Source organism: Silvimonas soli (assembly GCF_030035605.1).
Taxonomy (GTDB): Bacteria; Pseudomonadota; Gammaproteobacteria; order Burkholderiales; family Chitinibacteraceae; genus Silvimonas; species Silvimonas soli.
Genome location: NZ_CP106736.1, coordinates 3938932 through 3962812, shown reverse-complemented (window position 1 = coordinate 3962812; position 23881 = coordinate 3938932). Strand labels below are relative to the sequence as shown.

Annotated in this window: 28 protein-coding genes; 10 read left to right on the top strand and 18 right to left on the bottom strand. The window is 57.9% G+C overall.

All coding sequences use genetic code 11. From position 1 onward, the window contains the following. The first annotated feature begins 28 nt into the window (after positions 1 to 28). From N7220_RS18095 to N7220_RS18080, 4 genes are all read left to right on the top strand, one after another. Positions 29 to 1066: an ABC transporter permease subunit gene (locus N7220_RS18095; RefSeq protein WP_283148926.1), complete on the top strand. Its 1038-nt coding sequence runs from the start codon at positions 29 to 31 to the stop codon at positions 1064 to 1066. 138 nt (positions 1067 to 1204) lie between these two features. Continuing rightward, on the top strand, positions 1205 to 2140 hold the full coding sequence (locus N7220_RS18090; RefSeq protein ID WP_283148925.1) for a carbohydrate kinase family protein: 936 nt from the start codon (positions 1205 to 1207) through the stop codon (positions 2138 to 2140). Beyond that, positions 2130 to 3146, top strand: a complete 1017-nt coding sequence (locus N7220_RS18085) for an aldose epimerase family protein (protein WP_283148924.1) — start codon at positions 2130 to 2132, stop codon at positions 3144 to 3146. Before N7220_RS18090 ends, N7220_RS18085 begins: the two co-directional genes overlap by 11 nt. Positions 3147 to 3251: 105 nt before the next feature. Beyond that, positions 3252 to 4214 (top strand): alpha/beta fold hydrolase, encoded by a 963-nt coding sequence (locus N7220_RS18080; protein ID WP_283148923.1) that lies wholly within the window; start codon positions 3252 to 3254, stop codon positions 4212 to 4214. Positions 4215 to 4232: 18 nt separating this feature from the next. On the opposite strand, the gene N7220_RS18075 is transcribed toward N7220_RS18080, so the two are convergent. Then, positions 4233 to 5150, bottom strand: coding sequence for a bestrophin family protein (locus tag N7220_RS18075; protein ID WP_283148922.1), 918 nt, complete (start codon positions 5148 to 5150; stop codon positions 4233 to 4235). A 434-nt stretch (positions 5151 to 5584) separates the two neighbouring features. Here N7220_RS18075 and N7220_RS18070 point away from each other — a divergent pair, with 434 nt between their 5' ends. Next, entirely contained in the window at positions 5585 to 5812 is a 228-nt protein-coding gene (locus tag N7220_RS18070; RefSeq protein WP_283148921.1) for a hypothetical protein, read from the top strand. Between the two features lie 125 nt (positions 5813 to 5937). On the opposite strand, the gene N7220_RS18065 is transcribed toward N7220_RS18070, so the two are convergent. Further along, a complete protein-coding gene (locus tag N7220_RS18065) occupies positions 5938 to 6195 on the bottom strand; it encodes a hypothetical protein (protein WP_283148920.1) in 258 nt (85 codons plus the stop codon). A 297-nt stretch (positions 6196 to 6492) separates the two neighbouring features. On the opposite strand from N7220_RS18065, the gene N7220_RS18060 reads away from it, so the two are divergent. Further along, positions 6493 to 6753 carry a hypothetical protein gene (locus tag N7220_RS18060; protein ID WP_283148919.1) on the top strand — a complete coding sequence of 87 codons (261 nt, stop codon included), beginning with the start codon at positions 6493 to 6495 and terminating at the stop codon, positions 6751 to 6753. 255 nt (positions 6754 to 7008) lie between these two features. Further along, the gene (locus N7220_RS18055; RefSeq protein ID WP_283148918.1) at positions 7009 to 7566 is read left to right on the top strand and encodes an NADPH-dependent FMN reductase; all 558 of its coding nucleotides are present in this window, start codon (positions 7009 to 7011) and stop codon (positions 7564 to 7566) included. A gap of 118 nt (positions 7567 to 7684) precedes the next feature. Here the strand turns inward: N7220_RS18055 and N7220_RS18050 are convergent, their stop codons facing one another. The 5 genes from N7220_RS18050 to N7220_RS18030 all read right to left on the bottom strand — a co-directional run bounded on the left by N7220_RS18050 (position 7685) and on the right by N7220_RS18030 (position 10993). Further along, entirely contained in the window at positions 7685 to 7846 is a 162-nt protein-coding gene (locus N7220_RS18050) for a hypothetical protein (protein WP_283148917.1), read from the bottom strand. Positions 7847 to 8035: 189 nt separating this feature from the next. Beyond that, on the bottom strand, positions 8036 to 8578 hold the full coding sequence (locus tag N7220_RS18045) for a cell division protein FtsI (protein WP_283148916.1): 543 nt from the start codon (positions 8576 to 8578) through the stop codon (positions 8036 to 8038). Then, on the bottom strand, positions 8578 to 9276 hold the full coding sequence (locus N7220_RS18040) for a flagellar basal body L-ring protein FlgH (RefSeq protein WP_283148915.1): 699 nt from the start codon (positions 9274 to 9276) through the stop codon (positions 8578 to 8580). Before N7220_RS18040 ends, N7220_RS18045 begins: the two co-directional genes overlap by 1 nt. A gap of 125 nt (positions 9277 to 9401) precedes the next feature. After that, complete coding sequence (locus N7220_RS18035; protein ID WP_283148914.1) at positions 9402 to 10088, bottom strand: response regulator; 687 nt, start codon at positions 10086 to 10088, stop codon at positions 9402 to 9404. Further along, complete coding sequence (locus N7220_RS18030; RefSeq protein ID WP_283148913.1) at positions 10085 to 10993, bottom strand: ATP-binding protein; 909 nt, start codon at positions 10991 to 10993, stop codon at positions 10085 to 10087. The genes N7220_RS18035 and N7220_RS18030 overlap by 4 nt, the downstream gene beginning before the upstream one ends. Positions 10994 to 11365: 372 nt before the next feature. Here N7220_RS18030 and N7220_RS18025 point away from each other — a divergent pair, with 372 nt between their 5' ends. Both N7220_RS18025 and N7220_RS18020 read left to right on the top strand, forming a co-directional pair. Further along, entirely contained in the window at positions 11366 to 12187 is an 822-nt protein-coding gene (locus tag N7220_RS18025) for a DeoR/GlpR family DNA-binding transcription regulator (RefSeq protein ID WP_283148912.1), read from the top strand. Between the two features lie 89 nt (positions 12188 to 12276). After that, positions 12277 to 13446: an MFS transporter gene (locus N7220_RS18020; protein WP_283148911.1), complete on the top strand. Its 1170-nt coding sequence runs from the start codon at positions 12277 to 12279 to the stop codon at positions 13444 to 13446. A gap of 27 nt (positions 13447 to 13473) precedes the next feature. Here N7220_RS18020 and N7220_RS18015 read toward each other — a convergent pair whose 3' ends face one another. The 4 genes from N7220_RS18015 to N7220_RS18000 form a co-directional block, all read right to left on the bottom strand. Then, on the bottom strand, positions 13474 to 13794 hold the full coding sequence (locus N7220_RS18015; protein WP_283148910.1) for a hypothetical protein: 321 nt from the start codon (positions 13792 to 13794) through the stop codon (positions 13474 to 13476). A gap of 55 nt (positions 13795 to 13849) precedes the next feature. Further along, positions 13850 to 14362 carry a cupin domain-containing protein gene (locus N7220_RS18010; protein WP_283148909.1) on the bottom strand — a complete coding sequence of 171 codons (513 nt, stop codon included), beginning with the start codon at positions 14360 to 14362 and terminating at the stop codon, positions 13850 to 13852. Positions 14363 to 14439: 77 nt separating this feature from the next. Continuing rightward, positions 14440 to 14769 (bottom strand): DHCW motif cupin fold protein, encoded by a 330-nt coding sequence (locus N7220_RS18005; RefSeq protein ID WP_283148908.1) that lies wholly within the window; start codon positions 14767 to 14769, stop codon positions 14440 to 14442. Continuing rightward, a complete protein-coding gene (locus N7220_RS18000; protein WP_283148907.1) occupies positions 14760 to 15281 on the bottom strand; it encodes a GNAT family N-acetyltransferase in 522 nt (173 codons plus the stop codon). The genes N7220_RS18005 and N7220_RS18000 overlap by 10 nt, the downstream gene beginning before the upstream one ends. Positions 15282 to 15510: 229 nt before the next feature. Between N7220_RS18000 and N7220_RS17995 the strand changes: the two genes are divergently transcribed. Next, positions 15511 to 16467 (top strand): hypothetical protein, encoded by a 957-nt coding sequence (locus tag N7220_RS17995; protein ID WP_283148906.1) that lies wholly within the window; start codon positions 15511 to 15513, stop codon positions 16465 to 16467. A gap of 92 nt (positions 16468 to 16559) precedes the next feature. Here N7220_RS17995 and N7220_RS17990 read toward each other — a convergent pair whose 3' ends face one another. The 7 genes from N7220_RS17990 to N7220_RS17960 form a co-directional block, all read right to left on the bottom strand. Continuing rightward, positions 16560 to 17216 carry a PEP-CTERM sorting domain-containing protein gene (locus N7220_RS17990; protein ID WP_283148905.1) on the bottom strand — a complete coding sequence of 219 codons (657 nt, stop codon included), beginning with the start codon at positions 17214 to 17216 and terminating at the stop codon, positions 16560 to 16562. A gap of 468 nt (positions 17217 to 17684) precedes the next feature. Next, a complete protein-coding gene (locus tag N7220_RS17985; RefSeq protein WP_283148904.1) occupies positions 17685 to 18719 on the bottom strand; it encodes an ABC transporter permease in 1035 nt (344 codons plus the stop codon). Between the two features lie 3 nt (positions 18720 to 18722). Beyond that, a complete protein-coding gene (locus tag N7220_RS17980; RefSeq protein WP_283148903.1) occupies positions 18723 to 19694 on the bottom strand; it encodes an ABC transporter permease in 972 nt (323 codons plus the stop codon). Continuing rightward, entirely contained in the window at positions 19691 to 21241 is a 1551-nt protein-coding gene (locus N7220_RS17975) for a sugar ABC transporter ATP-binding protein (protein ID WP_283148902.1), read from the bottom strand. The genes N7220_RS17980 and N7220_RS17975 overlap by 4 nt, the downstream gene beginning before the upstream one ends. After that, positions 21238 to 21585 carry a hypothetical protein gene (locus tag N7220_RS17970; protein ID WP_283148901.1) on the bottom strand — a complete coding sequence of 116 codons (348 nt, stop codon included), beginning with the start codon at positions 21583 to 21585 and terminating at the stop codon, positions 21238 to 21240. The genes N7220_RS17975 and N7220_RS17970 overlap by 4 nt, the downstream gene beginning before the upstream one ends. A 63-nt stretch (positions 21586 to 21648) precedes the next feature. Then, on the bottom strand, positions 21649 to 22626 hold the full coding sequence (locus tag N7220_RS17965; RefSeq protein ID WP_283148900.1) for an ABC transporter substrate-binding protein: 978 nt from the start codon (positions 22624 to 22626) through the stop codon (positions 21649 to 21651). A gap of 92 nt (positions 22627 to 22718) precedes the next feature. After that, positions 22719 to 23804, bottom strand: a complete 1086-nt coding sequence (locus tag N7220_RS17960; protein ID WP_283148899.1) for a LacI family DNA-binding transcriptional regulator — start codon at positions 23802 to 23804, stop codon at positions 22719 to 22721. Between the last annotated feature and the right edge of the window lie 77 nt (positions 23805 to 23881).

Sequence of the window (23881 nt, the reverse complement as noted above, 5' to 3'; positions counted from 1 at the left end):
CACGCAACACCGAATCAAGGACATCATCATGGCCAACCCTCTTTCTGCCAACGGCCTGGCGCCAGTTACTCCGGCGCCCAGCCAGCCCAAAACCCATATGGGTTTCAAAGAAATATTCAACCGCGTCGGCATGTTGCCGGTGCTGGTATTGATGTATATCGCGTTCTATTTCCTGACGCGTTACCTCAGTGATGACGGCACATCGAACTTCATGACCACCGGCAACACCATGAACATCTTGCGTCAGACCTCCATCAATCTGGTGCTGGCTTGCGGGATGACATTTGTCATTCTCACGGCGGGGATCGATCTGTCGGTGGGTTCAATTCTGGCGGTATCGGCGGTACTGGGCATGCTGGCGTCACTGCCGGGACACATGGCGGCCATGGCTTTGCCAGTGTTCTTGCTGTCCGGGCTGGTCATGGGTGCGCTCAACGGTGTGATGGTGGCCGGGTTCAAGATCAACCCGTTTGTGGTCACCCTGGGCACCATGACTGCCTTGCGCGGTGCGGCCTACCTGTTTGCCGATGGCACCACCGTACTCAACCGCGACATTCCCTCGTTTGAATGGCTGGGTAACAGCAATTTTCTGGGCGTGCCGTGGCTGATCTGGGTAGCGATCGGCGTAGTGCTGATCAGCTGGTTCATCCTGCGCCAGACTGTCTTGGGGCTACATATCTATGCCGTGGGTGGCAACCCGCAAGCCGCACGCTTGACCGGTATTCGCGTCAGCGCCGTGCTGATGTTCGTGTATGCCATCAACGGCCTGTTCTCTGGCGTCGGCGGTGCCATGAGCGCGTCCCGCTTGTATGGCGCCAATGGCAACTGGGGCACCGGTTATGAGCTGGATGCCATCGCCGCGGTCGTGTTGGGCGGCACCAGTTTGATGGGTGGCGTCGGCTCGATCTGGGGCACCGTGATTGGCGCATTGATTATCGGCGTAATGAACAACGGCCTGACTATCGTGGGCTTGTCCAGTTTCTGGCAATACGTGGCCAAGGGCGTGGTGATTGTGCTGGCAGTCATGCTGGATAAATGGCGTCAGCAGCAGTCGAGCACCAACTGATATTCCGCACGCTCCACCCCCAATGATCGTGGGCCGGAGCCTTGCCTGACCGGCCCCGCATTCTCCGTTTGTTTTTCCGACCTTGCCGCAAACGCAGCATGCGGGCCACTGCACGCCGCAATTTGCCAGGAGAGCATCATGTCGACCCTGCCCGCTTACGTCGTATTTGGCGAAGCACTTACCGATTTTATCCGGCAAAGCGATGGCCGCTGGGCCGCGCAACCTGGCGGCGCCTGCTGGAATGTGGCTTGCGTTGGCGTCCGTCTGGGCGTTGCCGCTGGTTATGCCGGTTCTGTCAGCAATGATCTGTTTGGCGATGCCCTCTACATGCTGGCCGCCGAAGCCGGGCTGGATATGCGCTTTACCCAGCGCTTCGATGCGCCGCCGCTACTGGCAATGGTGCCGTCTACGCAACCGCCGGAATACTTCTTTATCGGCGAAGGCAGTGCCGACTTGTGGTTTGATCCAGACCGTTTACCCGTCGGCTGGCGTAGCGCCGCCCAGATTCTGCACTTTGGCTGTATCAGCCTGGCGCGAGAGCCGCTGGCCAGCAAATTGGTTGAAGTGGCATTGGCTGCGCATCTGGCCGGCAAGCGCATCGCATTTGACCCGAACTGGCGCAATCTGATGACCCACGCCGCCTATCGTGACACTTTTCATGTCATGGCTGGCATCGCAGATTATCTCAAGGTGTCCGACGAAGACTTGCAGCACCTGTTTCCTGGCATTAACCAGCGTGAGGCTATCGCCCATCTACGGGCGCTGGCACCTTTTGCGCAGATCATGGTGACACGTGGCGCCGCAGGAATGAGCTTGTTCTGTGATGGGATCGAATACATGCAACCGGCTTTCCCTGTCACCGTGACTGACACGGTTGGCTGCGGCGATGCGGCCATGGGCGGCTGGATGGCCAGTCTGCTGCGCCAGCCAGACGCTGCCCCCGCCACTCACCTGCGTTTCGCTGCCGCCACAGCGGCACTGGTCGCCACCAGAACTGGCGCCTATGCCCCTTGTTGGGAGGAAGTCAGCAGCCTGCTGGCGCAACAGATCACGGAATCTCCGCATGCACAGTGACACCCCTGGCAACTGGCAACTGGTCTGGCCGCATGGCACCGCGTGCATCAAAGCACTGGGCGGCATGCTGGGGCCGGTTTATTTTCGCCTGTCTGAAGAGCGCCATTTTCAACCGTTTTACGTGGCACCGTGGGCTTGCGATCCAGCGCTACCCGGCTTGCTGCGCAGCATGCGTGGAGAATGGCCTTGCGTGCCGTTCAGTCGGGTCGAAACCCCGACCGAACTCGCCCCCGGCTGGACCATTCACCGGCCGGAAGATCCGGCCTATCAACAGATTCACGGGCCCGGTGCCAACCAGGAATGGCAGTTACTGGAACGCGACGCCAACCGCATTGTGCTGGGCATCGACTACCCTGCCGACTCGGCCATCGCCAGCTTGCGCCGGGAGATCAAAGCCGACCCGCACAGCCCGGCGCTGGAGATCAGCCTGCGCATCTTGCCGCGCGCAGCTACGATCATGCCGGTTGCCTTGCACCCTACTTTTCGGGTCCCCAAAGAAGTCGGCAGTTTGAGTTTGCGCCCGGGAACTTTCGCCAGGGCGGTTACCTTCCCGATGCCTTTTGAACCCAGCTCGCAACTGGCCCACAGCAAGCTGGCGCACGATCTGGCCGCACTGCCTGGTCTGAATGGTGGCACGCACGACTTCAGCCATCTGCCCATGGCGCAGCCGTGCGAAGAATTGCTGCAACTGGTGGATTGCGATGGTGAATTTGCACTGCATTATCAGCAAGAAAACGTAGTGGTAACCCTGAACTGGGACGCCAGCCAGTTACCCGATGCCGTTTTGTGGATCAGCAATGGCGGGCGGGACCAGGCGCCGTGGTTGGGCCGCAATTTTGCCTTGGGTATCGAGCCGGTCAATGGCGTGTTTGAACTGGGCGGTGTGGTACGGCCACCCGCTGGCCATCCGCTGGCCGGGCGCGGCCTGCAGCTCCATGCGGGTAAACCGGTCACGCTGCAATACCGGATCAGCGTGGCTGCAGGGCCGGGCCAGTCAGACACCTGACATCGCTGCCGTGTATTTATCACGCAACCGATAGCAATTCCTGGGGTGGACGTAGCCGGGTGATTCACGCAATCTATAAGCATTGGCCCACTACCACATCCCACCATGACCCACGTTGCTGCCAATCATATCGAACTCGAATACGAAACCTTTGGCGACCCGGCTGATCCGGCTGTGCTGCTGATTATGGGTTTGGGTATGCAGTTGCTCGGCTGGCCGGAGGATTTTTGCCGGTCGCTGGCGGCACAGGGCTATTTTGTGATCCGCTTTGATAACCGAGATGTCGGTCTGTCGTCGCATCTGGATCATCTGGGCAAGCCCAAATTGCTGTGGGCGGCCATGAAACACAAACTGGGCTTGCCGATTCGTCCGCCGTATTCGCTGGCAGATATGGCGCGTGACAGTCTGGGTTTGCTGGACGCTTTGCATATACAGCAAGCGCATATCGTTGGCGCATCAATGGGCGGCATGATCGCGCAACTGCTGGCCATTCAGGCGCCGCAGCGGACGCTGTCACTGACCAGCATCATGAGCACCACGGGGGACCGTACCCTGCCCGGCCCGACCAAGGCCGCACAAATAGCGCTATTGCGCGGCACGCCTGCCAGGCTTTATCACCCGGCGCAGCGCGAGGCACTGATCGATTTTCTGCAGGAAAACTGGCGGGTATTGCATAGCCCCGGCTTTGAAACTGCACCTGAAATGCAGCGGGAGCGTATCGGCAAAAGCCTGGAGCGTTCGATTTATCCGCAAGGCGTGCTGCGCCAGTTGATGGCCGTTGTAGCCAGCCCGGATCGCAGCCCGCTGCTGGCTCATATCACCGCACCTACGCTGGTGGTGCATGGCAGCGACGACCCGCTGGTGCCCATTGCCTGTGGCCGCGACACGGCGCGCAAGATACCGGGTGCGCAGTTTGAAGAGATTCTCGGCATGGCGCACGATATGCCGCCCGGAGTTTGCGCCCGCCTGGTGCCGCTGCTGGCCGCGCATTTTGCTGCCGCCACCGAGCCGACCGAGCATCCAGCCCAGCACGCCCAGGCTGCAATGCAACTCGCTAGCGACGCCTGAGCCAGTCGCCCCGCTCGTTCAACGCAGAATGTAGTTGTCCGGCAGCGGTGCGGTCACAGCCAGCGGTTCGCCCAGTACCTCAAAGGTGGCCGCTTCGATGGTGTGGCATAACGCCGCCAGTGGCAGATCATTGGGTTCGGTGCCAAAAGGCTCTTCCAGCTCTTCACCGATCACGTCCAGCGCCAGATAGGTATACGCCACAAAGGTGGAAATCAGCGGCGTTAACCAGCCTATGCTGGTGGCCAGGCCAATCGGCAACAACATGCAATACAAGGTGATGGTGCGATTGAGCAGCACGCGATAACTGAACGGAATCGGCGTACCGGCAATACGTTCGCAGCCGCCAATGATCTCCGACACCGTATTGAAGTTGTGATCCACCGCCTGCCATTGCCAGTCGGTCAGCTCGCCAGCACGGCGCATCTGGCCAGCCTGCTCACCCAACCATTGCAAGATAAACGCGGATTTGAAGCTTGCCTGCTGCAGCGCGGGCCAGCACTCGGGCGGCAGCAAACGTTGTACGTCTGCCCAGGTATCGTTACCACGCAATTGCCCTTGCAACGCGTAGGCGCACGCGACCATGCCCTTGCTCAGAGCCGTACCTGTGGCTGAGTGCGGCGCGCTGGAACTGACCTGGCGGGTGATGGATCGGGCCGTTACCAACAAACCGCCCCACAGCTTGCGCGCCTCCCAATAGCGCTCGTAACTTACCGAATTACGAAAGCCCAGAAAAATCGCCAGAGCAATGCCCATCAGGGTAAAGGGCGGAATACTCAATGACGAATTGGCAAATTCAGCGGTCCACCAGCCGCGGGCCAAAACAGCCAGCACAGACACGGCGCAGACCAGCGTCAATCGTTCCAGCAAGCGACTCAACACCGAACCGCGCCAGACAAACAACAAGCGCAACCAGTGGGCGTGGGGACGAATAATCATGGGAATAAAGACAGAAAGGACCAGGCAGACGTCATATTACCTGAGCACTCTTTCAGAATCTTCCTGGTGGGCGTATCAAAAGGTAGAAATCGCCGTGATGACGTGCGTTCACGTACCGTATGTCGGGAGCATGTCTAGCTGGAATGCGGGCCAGGCCGGTTATGGTGCGATGCGGCATCCCCCACTACCAAAATATTGGCTATATCTTTACAGGTATGAAAGAAAAGCCCAGCCAGGTATCAGCCCGTGTTTTGCGTATCGCTCGCGCAAGAATGTCACCGGTTGATGTGCACTTCTGGCAGGCGTAATCCTCGCTGCAACCACGGCGGCTTCTGATGCCCGCCAGGTCAGCGAGCCTTCGGCATCTGCCGCACCTATGCCCGCTGTGCATTTCGCGCGGGATGATGGCTTTTGGCTAGATCGGGAGAACACAAATGGCGCTGACACGTTGGTCCAGAACCTGGAGAAAGGACGAAGGCTACGAACTGCGGGAATGCGTGCATGTCGATGAGACAGGCATCGGCCGCTTTGCCGGTTTGTATCTGTTTCAGCACGGCCAAGAAGTGGGCGGCCCTTATGCCAGCATGCGCAAAGCCGAGCACATGTTGTTGCATCTGACCGTTAAAGGCCCGGATTTGCTGCAGCCCTTGCTGGCTCAGTAAACCCCGACCGCAGCACCAGCTGGCACGAATACAGACGAATATAGAGATGAGCAGGCGATGAGCAAAAACAGAAAGGCGGACCATCTGGTCCGCCTTTTCATGTCCGCACCACCCGATTCAGCGGTTCAGGCAAGCGCCCGCTGGCTGTGGCGGGCCGGCAATTTGCCGGACTCGATAATATGCCGCGCCACCCTCAGGGCCTCGGCGTTGGCCGCTGCTTCGGACCAGTATTCGGTCGGTTTGGAGACGCGCTGCCACGGAAAAACAAACTGCGGGTCAACGCCGTCGGTGGCCACGCCAATAGACAACGTGGGATACCACTCCAGCGTTTCTACATCTAGCTCGGCGCCTGTTTCGATTAGATAGCCCTGATGCTGTTGCATGATTGATCTCCTTGCACAAAACACGAAAACCGCATCGGATATCGCACTTTTTGCCACCACGCCTGTCGCATGGGGCGAGCAAAAACTCCGAATGCCTTCAAGCTACTCCACTAACTTGCTGCAATGCAACATATCCAGTCGCATAATTAGTGTCTGTAGGTGAAAGCACTTAAATGAACGTTTGAAACAATTCCACTTAATCGCAGTAATGACGCGGCCTGGCGCGAGAAACACAGCGCAGGCACTACCCGACAATCGGTAGCGCGTTTTTTACCGCAGTGCAACAGGAGAACACCGATGTCATGGCAAGGTGGCAGTGAACTCTTCGAAGATCTGATTACCGCAGCACAGAAAGCGGTGCTCGATAAAGATCTGCGGCGCGACTTTTACCTGGAAATGCTTGAATCATTTGAGCGTGAGGGCTGGGATCAACCGGAATACTGCCGCGGGCTGGATTCGGCCTATGACGAGGCGCTGGAAATCCTGCATCCCGAACTGGAAGATGAAGACGATGATCTGGATGACGACGAAATAGAAGACAGCGACTGGGCGCACTAATCCGCGCAGCTTGGCCGGTGGCGTGGAGTCGGGTCAGAGAGGCACGTCGGGCCATTGCAACTGCGCGCTACAGCGTCAGTCGTACTTGTTGATCGTTGATCAGCACGCCGTTCCACCACTCACCGTAACCGTGAGGCTGGCGCGTTGCCGCGATGTGCAGCGCCAGCAACTAAAGTGAATCAAGTGGCCCAGCGTCAACCCGCCTGGCATGTTGCCAGCGCGGCAAGCATTCCCTCACCCATGGAGTCCCCAGCAATGAGCACTGTCCGTAAAGTAGCCGTCCTCGTTGGCAGCTTGCGCAAAGCATCGCTGAATCGCAAAACGGCATTGGCGCTGGCCGAACTGGCGCCCGCATCATTGCAACTGGAGATCGTCGAGATCGGTGATCTGCCGTTGTACAACGAAGATATCGACGCCACACCTCCTGCCACCTACGTTGCCTTTCGCGACAAGGTCAAAGCCGCCGACGCCGTGCTGTTTGTCACGCCGGAATACAACCGCTCCGTGCCCGCTGTATTGAAAAACGCCATCGACGTGGGTTCGCGGCCTTATGGCAAATCAGTGTGGAGCGGCAAACCGGGCGCGGTGGTCAGCGTTTCGCCCGGCGCGGTGGGCGGCTTCGGGGCCAATCACCATCTGCGCCAGTCACTGGTGTTTCTGGACGTGCCGTGCATGCAGCAGCCCGAAGCTTATGTAGGCGGCGCTGGCGATATCTTTGACGAGAACGGCAAACTCAATAACGAACGCAGTCGCACCTTCCTGCAGAACTTCATCAATGGTTACGCTGCCTGGGTAGAGAAACAACTGGGCTGATTTGCCAGGGCATCGCCAGGTTCACCGTTTTTGCCAGAAAAAAAGGCGAACCAGTCAGCCGGTTCGCCTTTTGCCTTGCTAGTGCGGCCAGTGGTTATACCGGCCACACCTTGTTGCCTCAAGCACGCACGTTTACCGAGCCACTGGCTGCTTGCGGTGCAGCCGGGGTGGTTACCGCAGGTGCAGTTTCGACCTGGGGCCGGGCTTGCGCCACAGGACGGCTGGTGCTGGCTGGCCGTTGTGGCTGCGGCATGGTTGAACCGACAGCATTGATCGTCATACAGACTCTCCATCAAGAAAGCGCCAGAGGCGCAAAAATGCCAGCCCGCGCTTGCGCCTATCCATTTCTGATTACCCCTGCCACCGGCCTCTTGAACCCCTCTGCCGGACCATCTTCCGGATTGCTCCAAACGATCACCCCGAGCGGCCTTGGGCGACCACAGGCATCGGCTTTCAGTTATGCACAGGCTTAATTGCCGGCCAGCAGGGTATCAACCACCGGAGCAAGCTTGGCGCCGGTGTTTTTCCATTTATCAAAACCGTAATTGCCGGATTCGTAGGTGGCGCTGCCCAGTAACTGGCCATTACGCCGCAGGACCAGCGAGGCTGCGGCCAGATAGGCAGAGTCTTCATCGTTGCCCCAACGCCGCTCCCATTTGCGGGTTGCCGTATAGGTGAGCTGGGCGCAGCCAGCGGGCGCGCTGCCTGGCGAATACACCCGGCTCTCCACGCCGTAGCGTTTGAGCAGTACTTGTAAAGACGGCACAAAGTCGGGCACGGACACCACTTCGTTCCAGTCTATGCAGACTTCTTTGAGTGAGAGATAAGGCCGCACATATTCAAAAGGCGAGTTCGAGCCGAACGAGGGTGCAACCGAAACCACCGTGGCTATCCCGTCTGCCGTGGCAGAGATTGCATCGCCCAGCGGAAAAGTTGGCACCACCACGCAGCCCGACAGGCCCAATGTAATGACAAGTGGCACGACGACCTGAGCCCATGAACGCAATGACATCAATCGAAACCCAGCACGCTCATGAAGGTGCGCTGCAACCAGCCCACTGTGCTGGCATCACCCACCACGCCGTGGCCGACTTGTTCGAGCCGCACATCCGCCACTTTTTGCGACGACACCACGTTGCCGGTTTTGATATCGCGTTTTTTCACCAGCCCGGAAAAACGCAGCACATTGGTATCGCCGTTGACCGCAATGCGCTTGTCGCCAGCAATTTCCAGCATGCCATTCGGCAGAACGTCGATCACCGACACCGCCAGCGTGCCCGTCATGCTGTTGGTATTGTTAGTGGTTCCGGTGCCTTTGAAAGTATCGGACCCGCTAGAGGTCACGTTCAGGTCAAACAGTTCTTTGACCACGCCACTCATGGATGAGGTCGACCCTGGTCCCTTGAAGGCTACGCTGCCGTTTTTGCTGGCGTTGGTGGTGGCGGAGTTACTGCCGGTGAGACTTTCCTGAATCTGGATGGTCAGTGTGTCGCCAACCCGGCTGGCCACGGCTTCTTCGTACAGCATTTGCGCGGTGGCGGTCTGGAAAATCGAGCCTTGGTTATCGAAGGCGCTGAGCGGCTGCTGCGGAATGGCGCGCACCGGCCGGGTCACCATGGATTGCGGCTCGCTACTGCATGCGGCAAGCAGCGCCAAAGCCGTACCACATGCTGCCAAACGCAAATAATCCGGGAAATATCGGGATGCCACGGTCTGCCTCGCTGAAAACATCGCCTGGTCGACCCGCCCCTGCGGGCGTCGTCAAGCTTTGTGTGCAGTGTGCAAACCAATTGCGCAGCAAATGTGCAGCAAATGTGAAAGTCAGTCGATACGGCTTAACCCAGGCGGCGGGAGGCAATCTCGTAGCGATAGCCCGCGCCATAAGCGGACTGGATAAACTCGACACGCGGCGCCACCACGGCCAGTTTCTGGCGGATTTTGCGCACATGACTATCCACCGTACGCTCCGTCACGACGCGGCCATCGGCATACATGCCATCGATCAACTGGGCACGGGAAAACAATCGTCCCGGCCGCGCCGCCAGCAAGCGCAGTAACTGATATTCGACCACGGTAAGCAGCACGTCGCGCCCCGCCACCCTCGCCCGCCCGGCATCGTCATCCAGGATCAGTTGCTCTCGCGCTGGCGCAGGTGCCGGTTGCCCCCGGCGCAGCACAGTGCGCACGCGCGCACCTACTTCGCGCAGGCTGTAGGGCTTGCAGATGTAATCATCGGCACCGATCTCCAGGCCAAGTACCCGATCCATTTCGTTGTCACGCCCGGTCAACATGATGATGGGCAAGGTTGAGGTCTGACGCACCCGGCGACAGACTTCCATACCAGGCACGCCGGGCAAGCCCAGATCCAGCAACATCAACGCCGCTTCATTTTCGGCCAGCCAGTTCAGCGCCGCGTCGCCAGTGCGTTGCCAGATCGGTTCAAAACCGTCACTACGCAGATAATCTGCCAGCAATCTGGCAATGGGTGCTTCATCCTCAACCAGCAGTACCACCGGGCTCATTGCAAAATCTCCATGTCAGCTGCGCTTATGCGCAAAGTCCAGCACAAACCACCCAGTTCGCTGTGCCGGGCATGCAGCGATGCGCTGTGCGCTTCGGCAATGGCGCGGGCGATGGCCAAACCCAATCCGCTGGAATGCGGGTGTCGCACGCCGTGGCCCGGCACGCGGTAAAAACGCTCGGTCAGTCTGGGCAACTCGCCACCGGGTACGCCGGGGGAGCTGTCTTCCCACGTCACCTGCAACACACCTGCCTGTACTTCGCTTACCGTGATCAAAATACGGCCGGGCGCATCGGTGTAGCGCAAGCTGTTTTGCAGCAAGTTGGTAAAAAGTTGCTCCAGGCGTAGTCGATCACCCTGTATCGATGGCGCCGGTTCCAGCCGCAAATCCACCGTGAGGCCCGATTTACGCAAGGGCCGGTCATGCCGGCGCAGCAGGTTCTCGATCAACTGGCCCACATCGACCGTCTCGGGCGGCAACTCCCCGCCGCTGGAGTGCCCCAACAGCTGATCCAGATCTCGCAATAACCTGGAAAGGCGTTGCACTTCCCCGGCCAGCGCATCCAGGGTGGCCGCATCCGGCTCGCGCAAACCAATCTGCATCGCCTCAATTTCGCCCGCCAGCACGGTTAGCGGCGAACGCAACTCATGGGCCAGATCGGCAAGGCGGCAGGATTTCCATGCAGCAACAAATGATCGGCGATTTGCACCTGTTTGCTGCCGACTGAGCAGCAAGATAAAACCGGGCACGCCCAACTCCGGCACCATGATCCACATCGTCGCACTGGCATATCCGTACTGGTGTGCCAGCGGCCAGCAAAGCGCCATGATGAGCGCCAGATCAAACGCCACCAGACCGGCCTGGCCCAGCGTGTTGCGCGGTCCCAAATTGAATTGTGCGTGCATTATTGTTTTCGCTCTAACAGGATCAAGCCGAGCCAGACAGGATGCTGTTCACTCGAAGCGGCGCATTATGCAATGTCAATAAAGCCTGACAACAATCTAAATGTAGCGCCGGATGTCGAGGGTTCGTTTAACACAAGCAGGTACAAAACAACCTGGGTGCAGATACATCCGGGACATCAGCCATGCCGTTGGCATCGGCCAACCATGTTTGCGTACGTCATTGTTTTTTGCATTTACGATCCAAAACACGCACAAACAAGATATAGTTCGAGCAATATTTTGCTGAATCGTGCATAAAATATTGCAAATTAATACACGTTAATGCACGATTAGTTGAAGCAGTTTTTACTGATCACCGGCCAGGATTTTGAGATGGGCAACACTTTACGTCGTGAACGTTTTAAATCAGGCACTGCATTACCGATAGATCGGCACCAGTTTATCCGCGAACGCTTACAGCGCGATGGTCGTGTGCTGGCTTCGGAACTGGCGGTGGAATTTGGCTTGTCCGAAGATTCGGTGCGCCGCGATTTACGCGAAATGGCTGCGGCAGGCGAATGCCAGCGGGTCTATGGCGGGGCGATTGCCATGTCCAGTAACGGACGCCCCATCGGCGAGCGCAGCAGGGAGCATGTCGACAGAAAAGTGCGGCTGGCCCAAAGCGCAGTGCGGCTGATTCAGGGCGGGCAACTGGTGTTTCTGGATGCCAGCACGACCAATCTGGCCGTGGCACAGGTGTTGCCAGAAGACATCGGCCTGACCATTGCTACCAACTCCCCCGCCATTGCCGCAGCGCTAGTGGGGCGCGAAGACCTGCGGGTGATCCTGATTGGCGGCACGCTGGATCACCATGTGGGCGGCACTTTGGGGACTGCGGCTTTGCTCGATATTCAGCAAATGCGCCCGGACATTTGTTTTCTGGGCATCTGCTCAATTGACGCGCTGGCCGGCGTTGGTGCCAGTCAGGCCGAAGATGCCGCATTCAAGCGGCAGTTAGTTGCCATTAGCGGCGCAATCGTCGCTGTTGTGACCAATGAAAAGCTGGGCACCGGCGCGCCGTTCACCATTGCCCCGCTGGCAGAAATTACCCATCTGGTCGTGGAAGCCGATGCCGAACCCACACACCTCCAGCACCTGGCTGAAGCAGGAACAAGTTTGACTGATGCAGGAATCAACATCCTGCGTGCTGACTGAAAATATGACAATGCAATCAGCCGGGCTTTAGCCCGGCCAGCCAAGACCAACAAGGGCTGCGATAACAGCCCGTCAATCCACGGAACAACATGAAACCGAACGACACTGCCAGCAGCACGCACTGGCATCTTTCCTGCCGCGCCACCCGCCTGCTGTTTTTGCTGACCGGCATCGCCAATGCCGCCTGGGCGGCCATGGTGCCGTTTGCCAAGCTGCGGCTGAACCTGAACGACGCCGCACTGGGCAGTATTTTGCTGGCACTGGGCTGCGGTGCCATGCTGGCCATGCCGCTGACTGGCGTGCTGATGAAACGCTATGGCAGCGCCCGGGTATTGACGCTGGCCGGCAGCACCATGGTGATCTCGGTACCCTTGCTGGCCATTGCACCCTCGCCTATCTGGCTGGCCGTAGCGTTGTTTTTGTTTGGCGCGCTGCTGGGTGCAGTGGACGTGACCATGAACAACCAGGCAGTGTTTGTTGAAGCCCAAGCCGGGCGTCCGTTGATGTCGTCTTTCCACGGTTTGTTTTCACTGGGCGGTTTGCTGGGTGGCGTCGGAATCGCAGCGCTGCTGAAAACCGGCATGACCATGACCTGGTGCGCACTGGCAGTGGGCGCGGCGTTTACGCTGGCGACATTGCTGCAATCACGCCATTTGCTGCCACATGCCCAGACCGAACCGCAGCATGAACAGCACGATAAATTCCGCTTTCCGCCCAGCATGGTCTGGCTACTGGGCATGCTGTGTTTCTTTGGTTTTCTCACCGAAGGCGCCATGCTCGACTGGGGTGCGGTGTTCTTGCGCTTTGAACGCGGCGTATCTGAAGCGGGTGCGGGCTTGGGTTACGCGGCGTTTTCAGTCGCCATGGCTGCCGGGCGGCTTACCGGTGACTTCATCACCCATCGCCTGGGGCCAGTAAAAGTGGTGCTGGTGGGCGGTTTGCTGGCTGCCGCTGGCCTGGTCACGATTGTCGCGGCGCCTTGGGTACCGCTAAGCCTGCTGGGATTTGTGCTGGTGGGCATGGGCGCATCCAACGTTGTGCCAGTGCTGTTCAGCGCCTCGGCCAAGATACCTGGCGTCCCGGCCAGCACCGCGTTGCCATTGGTGACCATGTGTGGCTATACCGGCATGCTGGCTGGCCCGGCGGCGATCGGCTTTTTGTCCCGCGCCACTTCGCTACCGATCGCCTTGGGCGGTACTGCCGTGCTGATGGCCTTTGTGGCTTTCAACGCACGGATCGTCAAACCACGAACTAATTAATCGACCGGGATGGTGATGGCGTTCGTGTCAACCCAACACGAATGCCGCTACCAGCACCGTCACCAGATAAAGCAGCATGGCCCATTTCAGCCAGCGAATCCGTGTGAAACGCACTTGGCAATCCGCAGGCAAGTTCTCCAGACCAATGCCCGAATCCAGAAACTCGTGCACATCGGTAATGCTTTGATAGATGTTCACTCTGTTGAGGATGCCCGCAATCGGCGGCTTGGCATCGCTCGCAAAAAACTCCGGATAATGTTTTTCAATTTGCCAGCGCGCCCGATGGCATTGATCAACAAAGATTGAAAACAACAAAGCCAGACCAAACCACACCGCCATCACCAGCATCGTTTTTCTCTTCTTGTGTTATGTCCACGCACGCCGGACCAGCGCGCGTCATTGATTAAAACGGGCCGTTCGATTCGCGCAATTGATCTGGCAAACCATCGTGATCGCCCTGCGGTTGCAGTGGCACGTCGTGCCAGTGGCGCTCGCCAATTTCCGCGTTGCGCTGAGGGTGTAATGCGTAGTGGATTTGGTTATCTGGTTTGGTACGCTCGCCAATCACCATCAAACGCACGTCGCTTTGTGAGTTGTTGATAAGCACGTGGCAAACACCGGTGCCCGCCGGAAAGCCCACGGCATCGCCCGGCGCAAGGCGGTGCAATACGCCATCCAGCCAGACGTCCGGCGTGCCTTCAATCACAAATACAAATTCTTCTTCGGTTTTTTCGGCATGCGGCCAGGAGGTGCGGCGACCCGGCGGCAACACTTCGTGGTGTATTCCCAGCCGAGTCAGGCCGAATACCGGGCTGAATGACGAGGTGAGCCCAAACAGTTCCTGGCTACCCGGATAACTGCCTTCATCGGGCAACTGGATCTCGCGCCAGTTTTTAATGCAATCGGGACGGCTCAAAGCGGCAACTCCATAACAGTATTTATTCTGCTTGTATAAACCCGGCATTCGGGGGAAAGGCCAAACGGGCGCGCGGCTCAATCCACAATAAACAATCGGGCACCGACAGCGGTCGAAGAACGATGTGGTTCGGCACTATCTGCCACTTGATAGCTCATGCCGGCAGTCAACACAAACTGGCGACCATCGGCCAGTTCGGTATGCAGCTCGCCTTCAAGACACAGCAGAATATGCCCTTTCACGCACCAGTGATCGGCCAGATAACCTGGCGAATACTCGACCATGCGCACGCGGATACTGCCGAAGTGCTGCGTACGCCAATAAGCCATGCCGGTTTCGCCGGGATGCTCGGTGCGGGTGATCGTGGTCCAGTCGGTCGTGCCAAACGGAATTTCAGCTAGATGCATATGGCGTCCTGCGGGGTAAACAGCATGAGTTCTGGGGCAATATCACTCAGGCGCACGTTGGCGGTGTGGCGCAGGCCCAGTTTTTCCAGCAGTCGCACCGAGGCCTGGTTGTCGTCCGAGGTTATCGCCACCACCCGTTCAATGCCGAGCGCTTTACGGCCATAGTCCAGCACGGCCAGTGACGATTCCAGCGCGTATCCCTGTGACCAATACCGCGGCATGAAGCCATAGCCAATATCGACATCGGCCAGCCCGTCGCGCTTGATCAGGCCGCACAAGCCCAGCGCTGCACCATCGGCAACCCGCTCTACCAGGTACAAGCCAAAGCCGTACTTTTCATACATCGCCATAGGCCCGTTAACGATGTAGTTGCGGGCGTCCTCGGTGGTTTTCAGACCCTTGTCACCAATATATTGCAGCCATGATGGATTGGTGAGCAGTTCCAGAATAAACGGCGCGTCATCGGCAGTAAGCCAGCGCAGGCTCAGGCGCTCTGAAGTGATGAGATTCAAGATCGGGGCATCCACAAGCAGGTGAAGTTGAAGCAAATAGTAGCGCAGTCTGCCCGGGTTTTCTTGTCTGCAGGGGCGCATCGCCTCATTACGCGCAAGATGCAAAACGAGCCAGCACGGCAGACTCAGGCCGACGACTGACCATCGGTCGACTTTCGCCCGCACCAGACTCAAGTCAGCCAGATACAAGCCGATACAACGTAGACCAAAAGCCGATCAGGCAACCCTCATGCGTATCGATTCTTCTCAAGTCACGCTGGCCTCAGCGTATTCATTCCAGGCCGAGCAACAGTTCAGCGGCACTTACACGGCCAGTTCCGCCGCCAGCGGTGCCAGTAGCGGGACATCGCCCAGCAGTGACGTGCAGATTTCCACGGCTGGCCAGCAAGCGGCAGCCAATGATCCGGGCAATATGAACTCGGTGATCAGCCCGCAGATGAGCATTTTCAAGTCCATGCTGGAGCAAATGCTGGGCGTGAGTATTCAGGCCATGCAATTTAGCGGCGATATCAGCGAACAAGCGCAGAGTGGCAACGCGGCGCAAGTCAGCCAGCAGGGCAACCACGCGCAAGGCGCCAGTGTCAGTTATGCCGCCGAGGCGATCCAGCTGAACGCCAAAGGCACGCTCACCACCAGCGATGGCCGCACGATCAGTTTTTCGGCAGGCATGAGCTTGCTGCAGGTTTCCACCTCGGCCACCGTTGCCTCCTTCAATAGTGGCAACCAGGCCCGTGGCAGCGGCGACCAGCAAACCGGCGCGCCAACCCGCTTTGATACCTCAGGTTGGCCCGCAATCGCCCTGACCAATCCGCAATCAGGCGGCAGCACGACCAGTGCGGCACCCACCGCCCGCAAGAGCGCCGCCAATGCGGGCACCGGCAATCTGATTCCGGCATCGGCATCGGCAGATGGCGTCGCGCGTTTTGTGATCAGTCTCAATCAAATGTTGCTGCAGCAAATGAGTGACTGGCTGAAAGATCGCGGCGCCAGCCATATATTGCCGGACAGTCTGGCTGCCAGCAGCAACGTGGCCAACGCAACCGGCAGTTCCGCCGGTGGCACAGATGCACTGGCGAGCGTGCAGAACAGCGCGACTCAAGGCGCTAAAGCGCATGGCGGTCATAGTCATCATTACCGGCAAGGCCAGGATCAGACCCCGAGCGAAGCGCTCAATATCTCAGTTTGAAAAACAACCGAGATCCGCGATGCAGACATGAAAAAGGCCGATCTTCTGATCGGCCTTTTGCTTGCCCCACGTTACCGGGACATATACATCTATCACTGACTGGCAGCAGGCTTGCTCCGTCTGGAGCGTGCAACCACCAAACCCACCAGCCCCATGCCCAGCAAAGCGTAAGTTTCTGGCTCTGGCACTGCTGGCACCGTCGTCTGTGTTGGTATCAAACTGGGCACATACCATGCGCTGTCATCATTACAGAAGCTGGTGTTTTGTAGATGTAACGCAAAGTCCTTTCCCGCCAGAACCGGGTCTACATGGCCGTTACCAAATGTGGCGACCCAGTTTATTGTGTCACCGCTTTTGAGCCGGTCATTGCCTTGGCCAAAGTCAAAGCGAAAATCCCAGACACCACCGGGCCCGCCGCCATTGGCCTTGGTAACCTTGGGCACCCAGCCAACCCCGGTACCGGTGATGCCAGTTATGCCGACCGTGCCAAATATTCCGCTCACATCCACAGCCATTGAGCCAATGAAGCTGTTGGAACCAAAAATGCTCGCCATGGCCGGGTTCAGCGCCAAACTGAAGTGCAACGCCGAAGTCCCCTCTCCTGTCACGGTGAGGGAAGCAAAATTGGCAGTTGCCGGTCCGCCACCCGAGAGCAGGTCGCCGAACTGGTAAACAGTGGCCTGCGCCGCCGCGCTGCAAGCCCACAATGCGGCCGCAACACAGCAAAGTCTTGGTATTGAAAAAGCCATTGCATCTCTCCCGATGTCAATGATTCTGGTTGTGCTCCCTGACAGTTACTCTATGTGACACTCGCATTAAAATCAATGCTTACTTTCCTTAAAAGTAAGAATATGAGACGCACACTGGAAGCGATCGCAACGTTTCAGACCAACGGCATTTCAGAAAAAACTCACCCAATCCAGCCTGAACGCAAACAATACCTGGATGCAGTGCAACAAGAGCGGTGCATGCATGTGCTTCTGGCTGATTGTTTCGATAAGTAAGTTAGATACTGAACCTCAGCTTTTGCCGGTATAAGCGGAATTTGAAGACAGGACTGTATGCGGTTCACCCGCGCACTGGTAACTGATATGCCGGGAAAGAATCCGCCCGGTTTGTTTGCACGGTATAAAGCTGGCCAGTTGCAGCAGCAAAACAAAAGCCCGGCAAATACCGGGCTTTTGTTTTTGGCGAATATCACCTAATGTGCGGCGACGTCAATGCAGCAGATCGGTCTCTTTGCGTGCAAGGCGCGCTTGCAGGATCACTACAATCAGCAAGAACACTCCCCGGATCACCGACTGCCAGTAGGCCGACAAACTGATCACGCCTTTGCCATTCTCGAAGTTGAGAATGTTGAAGATGAGCCCCAGCAGCAGCACGCCCGACAAAGTCGCGCCAATCGAGCCTTCGCCTCCACTTAAACGCGTGCCACCCACCACCACTGCGGCAATGGCAAACAACTCCCAGCCATTGCCTTCATTGGGTTGGCCTGCACCAAACTGCGAAGCGAGGATCACTCCCGCCAAACCAGCCAGCGCACCGCTCAACAGATAAACCAGGAATTTGACACGTTCGACCAGCAAGCCCATCAAGCGGGCGGCCTCTTCATTGCCACCAATCGCCAACACAGTGCGGCCAAAGCCAGAGAAATTGAGCAACACCGAACCGGCAATGAACGCCACCGCGCCTATCCATGCCGGAATTGGCAAGCCCAGAAAATCGCCCTGGCCAAAATCGGTAAACCCGCTGTCCCATGACACCGATACGGATTGGTTTCCGGCAAACAATAACGCCAGCCCATGCGCCGCCAGGAAGGTACACAGCGTGACAATGAAAGGCAGAATGCGCAGTCGGGTGATCACCAGGCCATTTACCGCGCCGATCACCAGCCCCGCTCCCACGCCGCCCGCCAACGCCAGCCAGATACCGTGCGGGCTAAGCGTGGCAGAGATCACGCTGGCCAGCGCGGCCGTGGTGCCTACAGATAAATCGATCCCGCCGGTCATGATGACAAACGCCATACCCACGGCGATCAGCCCGAACATGGCGTTGTAGCGCAGCAGGGTGAGCACGTTATATGCGCCCAGAAAGTTGTCGTAGCGCAGCGCGCCAAAGATCAGCAACAACACCAGCGCCACCAGCACGCCTTGCGTGCGCAGAAAATGCAGCCGCCGCAGTTTGTTGTTGCCCGGTGCTGCCGTTAACGGCGTCAGCGCCGCGCCAGCCGCCGCATGTAATGATTTGGACATCACTTAACTCTCCCGCTTTTGCAGGTAAACCGCAGCCAGAATAATGGCGGCTTTCACCACCAGCGCCGCGGCATCGGGCACGCCGTGAGCCAGCAAGGTGTAGCGCACCATTTGAATAATCAACGCCCCAATTAGCGTGCCGAGAATGCGTGCACGGCCGCCGGTGAGCAAGGTGCCGCCCACGGCAACGGCGGCAATGGCATCCAGTTCAATGCCCATGCCGATCAGATTGGCATCGGCGGACGAATTGATGGCAATCACCAGTAGTCCAGCCAGCCCAGACAGCGCTCCGCAAATCACGTACACCGCCAGTTTGATCCGCGCCACCGGCACGCCGGCCAGCCGCGCCGCGCGCTCATTGCCACCCGTGGCAAGAATGTAACGCCCGAACAAGGTGGAACGCATAATCCATGCCGCCGCCGCAACCGTCACCAGCATCAACCACACCTGCACCGGTAAACCCAGCACCTTGCCCAGACCCAGCCAGCGAAACTCCTCATTGTTGAAGGTTTGCAGATTGCCGTTAGTCATCACCTGGGCAACGCCACGCCCGGCGATGAACAAGATCAGCGTCGCCACAATCGGTTGAATGCGAAAGCGCGTTACCAGCGTGCCGTTCAGCACACCACCCAGCGCAGCGGCCAGAATCGGCAGAATGATGGCGCCGATCATGCCCACTACCGGATTGGCGAACGGGCCGCTGTTTGCGCCAAAAATCAGCGGCGCCAGCGCACCAGAAATCGCCATCAACGAGCCCACCGACAAATCAATGCCACCGGTGGCGATCACCATGGTCATGCCCCCCGCCACAATCACGATGGTCGAGACCTGAGTCAGGTTGATATTGAAGGTCTGGATTGACAAAAAATTCTGCGTAAACGCCACATTGAAAACCAGCAACAACACCAGTCCCAGCAAGGCGCCAGACGGGATATAGCGCCGACTTTGCGTCAGCCGTAAAGCAAGCGCGGTCATACGGATTCCTCCGGCAAGGCAGTCTCTTTGAGCGCGGCATTCGCCATGGCCGCCATGATGTTGTTTTCGCTGATCTGCCCGCCAGTGAGTTCGCGCACGGTATAACCGTCGCGCAGCACCACTACCCGCTGGGCGTAGGCGGTGAGTTCTTCAAGTTCGGAGGCGATCATCAGCACGGCCAGGCCGTCGTCAGCCAGTTCGCGAATCAGCGTGAGAATTTCGGCCTTGGCGCCCACATCGATGCCGCGTGTAGGTTCGTCCAGCATCAGCAAATCAATCTTTGCGCACAGCCAGCGCGCCAGCAGCACTTTTTGCTGGTTGCCGCCAGAAAGCTCGCGGATTTTCTGTTTGGGACCGGAGGTTTTGATTTGCAAACGCTCAATGAATTTCTGCACGATCTGCTGCTGCGCCTTGCGATCGACCACACCCAGTTTGACCAGCCGTGGCAGCAACACCAGCGTGAGGTTTTCTTCCACCGACATCTCGGGAATGATGCCTTCGATTTTGCGATCTTCAGACAGATACGCCACGCCGTGCGCAATGGCATCGGCCGGGGATTGCCATTTCACGTTCTGGCCTTTGAGATGAATTTCACCTTTGCCCACGCGGTCGGCCCCAAAGACACAGCGCGCCAGTTCGGTACGGCCCGACCCCAACAAACCGGCCAGACCGACGATCTCACCCGGATACACCGCCAGCGACGCATCGTTCACCCGTACGCCGCTTTTGAGTGCCGAAATCTGCACCGTGGCCTGCCGGGTTTCGTCCTGCGCGACTTCTTCGCTGGCGGCGCGCGCCACGGTGCTGGCCAACTCGCGGCCCAGCATGGTGGTCACCAGTTGCAGTTTGTTCATATCCTGCATGCTGCTTTCGGCCACGGTTTGACCATCACGCATCACCGTGACGCGATCACACACGGCATAGAGTTCATCCAGCCGGTGGCTGACAAAAATCACCGACACACCATCCGCTTTCAATTGGCGTATCACCCGGAATAACGTTTCGACTTCTTGCTCATCCAGCGATGAAGTCGGCTCATCCATGATCACCAATCTGGCTTGCAGCGATACGGCGCGGGCGATGGCCACCATCTGTTGCGTAGCGGTATTGCACTGATTCAGCGGCAAACGCACGTCAGCCCCGATGCCGAGTTTTTCCAGCAACGCCTCGCTGTCAGCATGAATGCGCGGCCAGTCGATCAGGCCAAAGCGACGTGGTTCGCGCCCAAGAAAGATGTTCTCTGCCACAGAACGCAGCGGAATCAGATTGAGTTCTTGATAAATGGTGCTGATGCCGCCGCGTTGCGCCTGCAGCGGTGTAGTGAAATTGACGGGCCGACCGGCAAACAGGATTTCGCCGCTGTCACGCTTGTACGCGCCAGTGAGAATCTTGATCAGCGTGGATTTACCCGCACCGTTCTGCCCGATCAAGGCGTGGACTTCGCCAGTCGCAATACTCAGGCGAGCGTCTTTGAGCGCAGACACGCCGGAAAACGCCTTGCTGATCTGGCTCATCTGCAGCAAGGGAGTGTTAGCAGGTTGAGTCATGGTGTATCTGTTTCCTCCAGCATGGTGGCAATCTGCACTGGGGCACGCAGAACCGCCGCCGCGTTGAGCCGCAGCTTTACAGCATGCATCTCATGGAAAATATTTCTGGTTTTTATGGAAAAAAACACTGAAAAACAACTGCTGCGCAAAAAAATGGCCGGCAAGCCGGCCTGAGAGAGGAAGACAGAACCAGCGAAGTCGCGCGGCACCGCCAATTCTGTCCGAAGCAAACATCGGCAAGCCGCAGCTTGCGTAACAGACCAGCGCCGTAATGGCACCGGCGGAATTCTTCTCGTATTTTTCCCTGAGCAGTTTGAACAAACTTTTTTTGCAGTGTGGATCACAAAACGCCTGGGATGAGAACCCGGCTGCCGAACGAGCCAGCCAGGTAAAATCAACCAGTCAGATCAGAACCCGTTAGCCAGATTTTCTTTGGCATTGCTCTTGTCAAAGAACATGTCCGACACCTTGACCCAAGGCGGAATCTTCTTGCCATCGGCGTACTCTTGCGCGGTTTTGCAGGAGATCGGGCCGAAGAATGGGCTCGATTGCACGGTGGCGCCCAGCTTGCCGTCGATAATGGCTTGCAGTGCGTCTTTGGTGCCATCAATCGACACCACAATCACATCTTTACCCGGCTTTTTGCCAGCGGCTTCCAGCGCAGCAATGGCACCCATCGCCATTTCATCGTTGTGCGCGTACACAGCGGTCACATCCGGATGCGCTTGCAGCAGCGACTCCATGACCTGACGACCTTTATCGCGCGCAAAGTCACCATCTTGCGAAGCGATGATCTGCATGCCGGCCTGTTTTTTCACCGTGTCGTCAAAACCCTTTTTACGGTTGTTTGCAGGCGATGAACCGGTGGTGCCTTCCAGTTCAATGATCTTGCCCTTGCCGCCAGTAGCCTTGATCAGCCATTGCGCAGCGCGGTGGCCTTGATCGATAAAGTCAGAACCAATAAAGGTAACGTAGTCACGGCCCGGCTTGGCCACGCTTTGATCCAGATCGCGGTCAATGGCGATCACCGGAATACCGGCTTTCTTGGCGGCCATGACTGCCGGTACCAGCGGCTTTTCTTCGCGCGGAGCCAGGATGATCAGATCAACTTTTTGCGCGATCATGCTTTGCACGTCAGCCACTTGCTTGGAAGCAGAACTGGCGGCATCGGTGTACACCAGCGTCCAGCCACACTTGCCGGCAATGTCTTTCAAACTTTGGGTTTCGGCGATACGCCAAGGATTATTACTTTCGGTTTGGGCAAAGCCGACTTTGTAGCTGGCTTTCTTGGGTAGTTTAGGCACGCCGTCAGCCATTGCAGTCGCAGTGGCCAAGGCAAAGCTGGCAATCAAGACAGCCAGGCCTGCAGATCGTACTCGCATCATGAACCTCCTCGGGGAACGTCATTCGCAAAATGTACTTCTTGTTTTGAGACTACGAAGAGGATTCTTGATTCATTAATAATATTTGTCAAATATTATTGATCAGATTGCGAGCACTCCACTGAATCACGCACCACTAGCGGGCATTCCATCTTGATATGACGCTTGCGCTGGCCATTTTGACCCGTGGTTTCGAAGGGCGCAGCGGCTTCGGCAATGAGCGTATCAATGGCCCAACGGCCCATTTCATAGTTAGGCAGCAGCACCGTGGTCAGCGGTGGATGCGTATGCCGGGCGATTTCCTGATCGTCATAACCCATGATCGCCACATCGTCTGGCGCCTTCAGACCCAGCTGTTTCAAACCCTCCAGCGCGCCCAGCGCCATCAGGTCATTGGCGCAAAAAATGGCGGTCGGCGGACGTGGCTCGGCCATCAAAGACAAGGTCTGTTCAAAGCCGGTACCAGACATCCAGTCACCATCGCGCACCAGCTTGGGATCGAACGGGAGATCGGCAGTCGCCAGGGCCTGGCGGTAACCTTTGAAGCGGTCTTTGGCCGCGTCCATCCACGGTTCGCCGTTGATAAAACCGATGCGGGTGTGGCCCGCGTTGATCAGATATTCAGTCGCGGTATGGCCGCCGCCAACCTCACCCGGCTCCACATGCGAGAAGTTGCGCTCATCGGTGTAGCAGTTCAGCAACACCGTGGGTACGCGGTGCAAAGCCTCGGGCACATTGACCTTGCGGGTAAAGATGGTGGAATACACCACGCCCACCAGCGAAGGGTTGGCGAGCAAGGCATTGAGCACCGCCTCTTCCACCTCCGGGTCGCCGCGCGTGGCGAACACCGACAAAACACAATCGTGCTCCCACGCCGCGTCGCGTGCGCCATCCACGCTCACTACCGGATGCGGACTGGTGGAAATCGAATCCACGATATAACCAATGATATTGCGGCCGCGCTGTGGCGCCGCACTAGTGCGGTGAGTCAGCCGGTAGCCCAGTTCGCTGGCAATACGCAGCACCGTGGCCCGGGTTTTTTCCGACAGTTTGGCGCTGCCCACATTGTTGTTCAGCACCAGCGAAACCGTGGATTGCGACACCCCGGCCTGCTTGGCGATGTCGGTCATGGTCGGGCGCCGTTGCGGCAGTTTTTTGGTCTTGCGGGTTGGGCTGGCCATCAAGCGATCCTGGATATGAGCTACTGGCGACAGCACCAGCAGGCGTTTTCACACGCAATGATATGCGATCAGTTTGA